The organism is Actinomadura fibrosa (assembly GCF_900659615.1).
In the GTDB taxonomy this organism is placed as follows: Bacteria; Actinomycetota; Actinomycetes; order Streptosporangiales; family Streptosporangiaceae; genus Spirillospora; species Spirillospora fibrosa.
The window spans coordinates 1-928 of record NZ_CAACUY010000555.1 but is presented as its reverse complement, the minus strand read 5'-3'; the positions used below and the strand labels follow the sequence as shown (position 1 = coordinate 928).

Sequence of the window (928 nt, the reverse complement as noted above, 5' to 3'; positions counted from 1 at the left end):
CCCCGCCCGCCGCACCGGCCGCCGCGGACGGCCCGGCCCCGGCGCAGCGTCCGGCGCGCGGCCGGCGCAAGGCGAAGGGCAAGCGCGCCTCGGTCCCGTCCTGGGACGAGATCATGTTCGGTGCGCGCCGCCCGGAGTAACCGGCGGCTCCCCCGAAGCGGCCGAGGGTTCACCCGGGGTGGCCGACGACGCGCCTGGGGCAACCGAAGATCCGCCCGGGGCGACCGACGGCCCGTCCGAGGCGCCCGACGACGCGCCAGGAGCAACCGCAGGCCCGCCCAAAGCGGTCGGCGGCTCATCTGGGACGGCCTGAGGCCCGCTCAGAGCGGCCGGAGGTCCACCGGAGGCGTCCGACGGCCCGTCCAGGGCAGACGACGGCGCGCCAGGAGCAACCGGAGATCCGCCCGGGGCGTCCGACGGCGCGCCAGGAGCAACGGGAGGTCCACCCGGGACAACCGGAGGTCCGTCCGGGGCGGGCGGAGGCCCATCTAGAGGGGCCGGTGGCGTGCCTGGGTCTGTTGGAGGCTCTCCCGTCGCGGGCGGTGGGGCGGTTGTCAGGAACGGGTGGACCCAGGCTGGGGTGATCTCGGCGGCCAGGGCTACGGCGTCCGCTTCGGCCATGTCGGTCGCCGGGTAGCCGCCCTCGCCCGCGCCCACGGCGACGACGAGGGTCGCGAGGCCGAGGCGGCGCTGGAAGAGCGTCCGGCGGACGCGCCAGCCGACGATCGCCGTGTGCTCGACGACGACCTGGCGGCGGCGCAGCGAGCCCGACCGCACGCTGAGCCGCGCGCCATCGGTGCCGTGGCCGAGCTGCCGGTACCGGTCGAGCCCCAGCGGGACCGCCAGGACGGCGAGGACCGCGCAGCCGGACCCGACCCAGGGCTGACCCGCGAGGAAGGCCAGCACCGCGACGCCGAGCGGCGGGGCG

General features: G+C 77.8%; 1 protein-coding gene. It reads right to left on the bottom strand.

Annotation, left to right across the window (positions count from 1 at the left end):
- Positions 1–111: 111 nt before the first annotated feature.
- Positions 112–906, bottom strand: a complete 795-nt coding sequence (locus E1300_RS54180; protein ID WP_503104958.1) for a PH domain-containing protein — start codon at positions 904–906, stop codon at positions 112–114.
- Between the last annotated feature and the right edge of the window lie 22 nt (positions 907–928).